The 6,103-nt window shown below is 43.6% G+C and carries 5 protein-coding genes; 1 reads left to right on the forward strand and 4 read right to left on the reverse strand.

Features of this window, described 5'->3' with window-relative positions; genetic code table 11:
- Positions 1 to 64 precede the first annotated feature (64 nt).
- The 4 genes from HMPREF9078_RS04495 to HMPREF9078_RS04510 are packed head-to-tail and all read right to left on the reverse strand — an operon-like array spanning position 65 to position 4,367.
- Positions 65 to 2,236 carry a glutamine synthetase III gene (locus HMPREF9078_RS04495; protein ID WP_034542851.1) on the reverse strand — a complete coding sequence of 724 codons (2,172 nt, stop codon included), beginning with the start codon at positions 2,234 to 2,236 and terminating at the stop codon, positions 65 to 67.
- Between the two features lie 25 nt (positions 2,237 to 2,261).
- Positions 2,262 to 3,125 carry a DNA damage-inducible protein D gene (gene dinD / locus HMPREF9078_RS04500; RefSeq protein ID WP_009419558.1) on the reverse strand — a complete coding sequence of 288 codons (864 nt, stop codon included), beginning with the start codon at positions 3,123 to 3,125 and terminating at the stop codon, positions 2,262 to 2,264.
- A 49-nt stretch (positions 3,126 to 3,174) separates the two neighbouring features.
- Entirely contained in the window at positions 3,175 to 3,597 is a 423-nt protein-coding gene (locus HMPREF9078_RS04505; RefSeq protein ID WP_009419559.1) for a hypothetical protein, read from the reverse strand.
- 20 nt (positions 3,598 to 3,617) lie between these two features.
- Positions 3,618 to 4,367, reverse strand: a complete 750-nt coding sequence (locus HMPREF9078_RS04510; protein ID WP_009419560.1) for a hypothetical protein — start codon at positions 4,365 to 4,367, stop codon at positions 3,618 to 3,620.
- A 124-nt stretch (positions 4,368 to 4,491) separates the two neighbouring features.
- On the opposite strand from HMPREF9078_RS04510, the gene HMPREF9078_RS04515 reads away from it, so the two are divergent.
- Entirely contained in the window at positions 4,492 to 5,727 is a 1,236-nt protein-coding gene (locus tag HMPREF9078_RS04515) for a hypothetical protein (RefSeq protein WP_009419561.1), read from the forward strand.
- Positions 5,728 to 6,103 lie beyond the last annotated feature (376 nt).

A 6,103-nucleotide genomic window follows, 5' to 3' on the forward strand; every position in this document is an offset into this window, starting at 1 on the left:
CGTCGTGCTACGACTGCCTGTGCGGCTCGCACCTAATTTTCTCATTCTCTCATCTTCTAATTTGCTAATTAAAAAACAGCTCCCGGTATTTCGTCAGTGTCCAAAGTTCGTCGTCTACCATAAGTTCAAGCTTATCGCAATGGTAGCGTATTACCTCAAAGAAAGGTTTTACTTGCGTGCAATAAGCATCGGCTTTGGCTTCAAAATCGGGTAAGTGATTAGCGTGCTTGCGCGCCTCTACCATTGCCTCTACCTGACTGTGGATCACCTTGATATGCTCGGAAATATGGCGTATGAGCTCCAATTGCTCGGCAGCGACTTCTTGATAGCTATCGCCAAAGATTTCTTTTAAGCCTTTTACGTTCTCAATAAGCGTGTTTTGGTAACGCACGGCAGTAGGCACCACGTGATTGCGAGCAATATCCCCAAGCACACGCGATTCTATCTGTACGGTTTTCACGTATTCTTCTAAGCCAATTTCATAACGCGCTAAAAGCTCTACTTTGCTGAGGACTCCTGTACTTTCAAACAAAGCCACAGCCTTCTCACTGATGTTTTCTTTCAGCGCCTCAGGTGTCGTTTTATGGTTTGACAGTCCACGGCGGGCAGCCTCTTCCTCCCATTCTTTGCTATAGCCGTCGCCTTCAAAGCGTATTTTCTTACTTTCCTTAATGTAGCGGCGCAATACTTTAAAGATAGCATCTTCTTTCTTCTTGCCCCCTTCGATGAGCGCATCAACTGCTTTCTTAAAGTCGGTGAGTTGCTGAGCTACAATGGTGCTCAGTACCATTGTAGGCTTGCCACAGTTGGCTTTAGAGCCTACTGCTCGGAACTCGAACTTGTTACCCGTAAAGGCAAAAGGCGAGGTACGGTTGCGGTCGGTAGTGTCGAGGAAAAGGTCGGGTATTTTGCCTACTACATTCAGTTTAAGTTCGGTTTTTTCTTCGGGAGATAGGTTATCAGACGATACTTCTAAGGCGTCCAACACTTGGGTAAGCTGTTCGCCTATAAACACCGATACAATGGCAGGCGGTGCTTCATTGGCACCTAATCGGTAATCGTTAGTCGCCGATGCTACCGATGCCCTTAACAAAGGTTCATATTCGCATACTGCCTTGATAGTGCAGATGAAGAAAGTGAGGAATTGCAAGTTCTTGATAGGTGTTTTGCTGGGTGCTAAAAGGTTTACGCCCGTATCGGTAACAAGCGACCAATTGTTATGCTTGCCCGACCCATTCACCCCTGCAAAAGGTTTTTCGTGGAATAGGATTACAAAGCTATGACGCTCGGCTACTTTGCGCATCACGTCCATCAGCAGGGAGTTTTGATCGACAGCAAGGTTGGCTTCTTCAAAAATAGGCGCCAACTCAAACTGGTTAGGTGCGACCTCATTATGGCGCGTTTTCACGGGGATACCAAGCAATAGACACTCTTGTTCCAAATCGCGCATAAAAGCCAACACACGGCTTGGAATTGCCCCTAAATAGTGGTCGTCTAACTGTTGTCCTTTCGCCGCCTGATGTCCTAAAAGCGTTCTGCCGGTAATCATCAAATCGGGGCGGGTATTGGCAAGAGCTTTATCAATGAGGAAGTACTCTTGCTCACAGCCTAAGGTAGTAGTTACTTTGCTCACATTCTTGTCGAAATAGCGGGCTACCTCGGTAGCAGCTTGATCGAGAGCGCTAAGGGCTTTGAGCAAAGGCGTTTTATTGTCTAACGCCTCGCCGGTATAGGCAATGAATATTGTAGGGATACAAAGCACGGTGCCGTAGACAAAAGGCGGTGAAGATGGATCCCAAGCCGTATAGCCACGTGCCTCAAAAGTATTGCGGATACCGCCATTGGGAAAGCTGGAAGCATCAGACTCTTGTTGTACGAGCTGTCCGCCTCCAAAGCGTTCGATAGCGCGGTCGCGGGTAACGGGTTCAAAGAAAGCGTCGTGTTTTTCGGCAGTACCCCCTGTAAGAGGTTGGAACCAGTGGGTGTAATGGGTAGCGCCTTTGGAGATTGCCCAATCGCGCATAGCGGTCGCCACTTGGTCGGCTACACGGCGGTCTATTTTAGTGCCATTGTGTATGGCGTTCATTACAGCGGCAAAGGCATCGCGGGTCATCAGTTGGCGCATAGCCTCTTCGTTGAATACATTTTGGGCAAACAGTTCTGAGCGTTTGCCATTTTCGGGTACCGCCACCGGTTTGCGGTTTTGTGCGGTAGTAAGAGCGGTGAATCTTAGCATAGGTAACAGGTAAGTTATTATTATTTTAGTTTTTAGGTAATTTTTGAGAGTTTTCGGCAATTGCTTTCTCATCACGAGCTACTTTGCGCTCCAATTTCTTAATATCTTCGGCGGGAGGTAATTCTTCTGGCTTGATACCACGTTGTCCTAACATTTGTCGGACGGTTTGGTTATTTTGTATGTGCTCGTGTGTGATGGCAGATTCGCCGTGCAAATCATTACTTTCCACATTGTAATTAGTCATTTCGGTAGCGAGGTTCTTAGCGGCAATGGTAAGCGTTGGTAAGAAATCTGCTAAAGGTCTGTTGGCTTTTATTCCTAACCGCAGCTTCATATCCTCAGTAGTATGTCCGCCAAAAAGAGCGGTATCGCCTTTGGAGCGGATACGCGCAAAGCCTTTATCATCAACGCCACGCTCATAAATATTCTGTGAGAGTTGCTTTTCGGCACTTCTGAGTTTGTCGCGTGTTTCTAAACGAGAGAGTAAATTGAGCCGTTCTTCTATGAGTTCCGCCTTACGGGTTTGTACAGCAAAATAACTCTGAGCAAAAGCTACTTCCTCCTTTTTAGGGTCGCCATTCTGTGCAATGAGATAGCAGGCGTAACGAGTAAGCATAAAATCCATTATTTCACGCTTGGAACCACTACCTAACTCGACCATTTTCGTGACCTCACGAAAATGGTCATCTACATTGATTTGTTGCGACTTACACGAAGCAACTGCTCGGTGTATCGCTACCGAAAAGTTCTCCCATCGGGCATAGCCCAATATGGTTTGTAACTCACGGGCAAACCACACTTCTATTTTCTCTTTGGCATCTTCACTTTCTATATAATGAGTAATGCCGTCAAACAGATTTTTGTACTGTAAAACACTGTTCTTATCCATAATGTTTTAGCGTTTTTAAGTTTCAAGGGGCAAACCTGTCCGATAACTACTACAACGTAATTGTAATCGTTGATTTTTCTTTCGCTTTAAGGGTAACCGTTTTCACTGTTTTCAAACTGTTCTTAGTAATTTCAGTGCCCGAAAGATTCTTCTTCCCTGCATTGTCCTCAGTGTAATACACCACAAACTGATACACTTCCTGCTCATCAATCACATCTACACTCAGTACAAACGAGGCTATCCCCTCATCATCAGTCGCCGACCGCTTCGCGTGAAAAGTAGGGTGCGAGTCACTTTTGTGTTCCCACGCCCATTCATCGTAAGCATATACCTCCCAATTCTTTAAGGGTGTACCGTTGTTGTCTTTTACGTAGACGGTAACATCTACCTTTCCTTCTAATCTCTTAATATCCTCTTTACTACAAGAGAGTGCTCCAAAGACAATAAGGAGCATTAAAATCGTTCTTTTCATTTATATTTATTTTTAAACCATTAATAATATTCTATCTTGCGTTCACTAGTATAAATCAGTGTCTCCTCTTCATATTGTTTTATTTGGGCTGCACTGCCTTCAGTATCGTATCGGTAACGATACGTTAGCTTTCTTTTGTCTTTATTAGGAAAAAAAGTCTCTACAACTCTCTTTTCCTCAAAACCTTTGCGGTTATAAGTATAACTAAGTTTGTTTATGGGTCTTACTTGTTCATCTATATACGTTTCTTCAGTAAGTAAGCGCCCTTCAGTATCATAGCTAAGCAATCCTTTAAAACTTGTTTCTTTACTATCAGTGGTAATTGTTACCGCACAACTCTTAGGGTCATAGTGATAAAACATCTTAATTCTTTTAGTTTTATTGTGTATCATTTCCACTTCAATAGGAAAACCTTTTTCATTCGTTTTTTTAATCTTTTTCTCTATTTCTTTCCCTTTGGTATCATAGGTGGTCATTACCACCCTTCGCTTTTTATAGTCAGCTACATTTTTTATAATTTTCCTAATAGTATCTTGGTGAAAGAACCGCAACGACCGTGTTTCGCTTTCAGTAACGAATCCCTTTTCATTAAAAGAACAAAAAGTAGTATCAACCCCTCTAAATACGTTCCCTTCATAGGTAGTAATTTCCGTTACTCGCTTCACCTTGCCGTTCAATTCAGCTTCCTGCACATCAGTACGCAAAGGAAAGTTCTGAGCATAACTACACAGTGCTCCTAAACTAATGAATGTAAAAATAAGCTCTTTCATAAATTACAAATTAACCACTCTTCCTTTTCTATTGCGACAAAAGTAATCATTTTCTTTCATATCATCACCTTTTTTACAATTTATTTTGTATTTTTGCACTATCAAGACCATAAACATCACCCAAATGAAAAGATTTCTTTACATCGCTTTAAGCGCTTTATGCCTTTTCACAAGTTGCCAAAAAGACAATAACAGCGAAGATAATGGCTCTCTTATCTCCAGCAACACCCCCTTTCCAATGATGGCGTGGATAGGACTCTCCCCTCAATCCTCTACTGAAGCCTATCAAGAGATGAAACAAGCAGGCTTAAATTACAATATGTACACCTATTATTCCCCCCTTCCCCAAGTGAAAGAGGCTTTAAATAAGATGCAAAACCTACAAATGAAGAGTATTGTAAGTTGCTCAGAACTCTCTACCGATACCGAAGCAACCATTAAAGCCCTAAAAGACCACCCTGCTGTGGCGGGCTGGTTTATGGCAGACGAACCCTCAATGAAAGATTTAGATAAGATAGCTGCGAAGATGAAACGCTTTCAGCAAATCGATAAAAAAGGCATCTGCTATGTGAATTTCCTCTCAATAGACACTTCCGAAAAGCAATTAGGCGCCTCCTTTAATGTTTATCTTGAAAAAGCCACCCGCACCCTCCCTCTGCAAATGCTCTCTTCTACCTTCTACCCTATCGTACTGAACAAAGGAGCAAAAGAGAGAACCGTAAACGGATTGTGGTATAAAAACTTAGAAGTCTTCTCGGCAAAAGCCAAAGAATTACGCATTCCTCTATGGACGCTCGTGCTATCATCGTCCCACCCTCTCGGTGAAGGTGGATACCCAGAACCTACTCTTGCCGACCTCCGCTTGCAACTGTACACCAACTTAGCCTATGGTTCGCAACTGATGCAGTTCTTCACCTATACCACCCCTCCTGATAACCTAACTTACAAAGCGCCTATTGCGCCCGATGGCTCTAAAAATGCTACCTATTACCGATTAGCGCAAGCCAATGCCGAAGTACAGAAGCTTTCCGGCGTGTTCGTAGGAGCAAAGATGCTCAACGTATGGCATACCGGCAAAAGCATTCCCGCAGGTACTAAAAGATTGGTATTGCCCAAAAACTTTGAAGTCCTCAAAACAGGTGATATAGGGGCAACTGTTTCGCTTTTGCAGAACGGGGCACGCTACTATTTGATGATTGTAAACCACAGTCCTCTTAAAACGTTGCCCTTAGAGATAAAAGCCACTGCCGAAGTACAAGAAGTAAGCAAAGAAGCCCGCTTGCTCCCCGTCGATTGGACAACCTCTAAAACATACACCTTAGAAGCAGGAGATATGCGCCTTTTCTCGTGGACAAAATAAAAGACTTTCTATCTTATAAACTTCCCCATCTTACCTCCACCTTTCCGTTGCCACATTCCCCCTCAGAGAGGTAGCCAGCGACAGCTGTGTATGTGCCCCGCAAGAGCGGAGTATGTGAGTAGGGGGATATTTTCCCCTTATTGCCTATGACCTAAGACCTCACACTTCCCCATTTACTAATTTTCTAATTTGCCAATTCTCTAATTATCCCTTCTCCTTTCCGTCATACTCCCCCCTAGTGCCTATGACAAGGCCTAGCACCTCTCCTCTTTCTTTCGCCTCGAAACCCCGTTTTTAACATTTTTAGCGCTGTCGTATTATAATATTAATCAACCACTTACGCACCCTTTCTATACCAATCGTCCAAGATTCGTAT

Origin of the sequence: Capnocytophaga sp. oral taxon 380 str. F0488, from assembly GCF_000318255.2 — a bacterium.
GTDB classification, from domain to species: Bacteria; Bacteroidota; Bacteroidia; order Flavobacteriales; family Flavobacteriaceae; genus Capnocytophaga; species Capnocytophaga ochracea.

Bases quoted from the DNA above. Each gene is read 5' to 3' on its own strand.
- HMPREF9078_RS04495 (WP_034542851.1), bottom strand. From the start codon at position 2,236: ATGCTAAGATTCACCGCTCTTACTACCGCACAAAACCGCAAACCGGTG.
- dinD (WP_009419558.1), bottom strand. From the start codon at position 3,125: ATGGATAAGAACAGTGTTTTACAGTACAAAAATCTGTTTGACGGCATT.
- HMPREF9078_RS04505 (WP_009419559.1), bottom strand. From the start codon at position 3,597: ATGAAAAGAACGATTTTAATGCTCCTTATTGTCTTTGGAGCACTCTCT.
- HMPREF9078_RS04510 (WP_009419560.1), bottom strand. From the start codon at position 4,367: ATGAAAGAGCTTATTTTTACATTCATTAGTTTAGGAGCACTGTGTAGT.
- HMPREF9078_RS04515 (WP_009419561.1), top strand. From the start codon at position 4,492: ATGAAAAGATTTCTTTACATCGCTTTAAGCGCTTTATGCCTTTTCACA.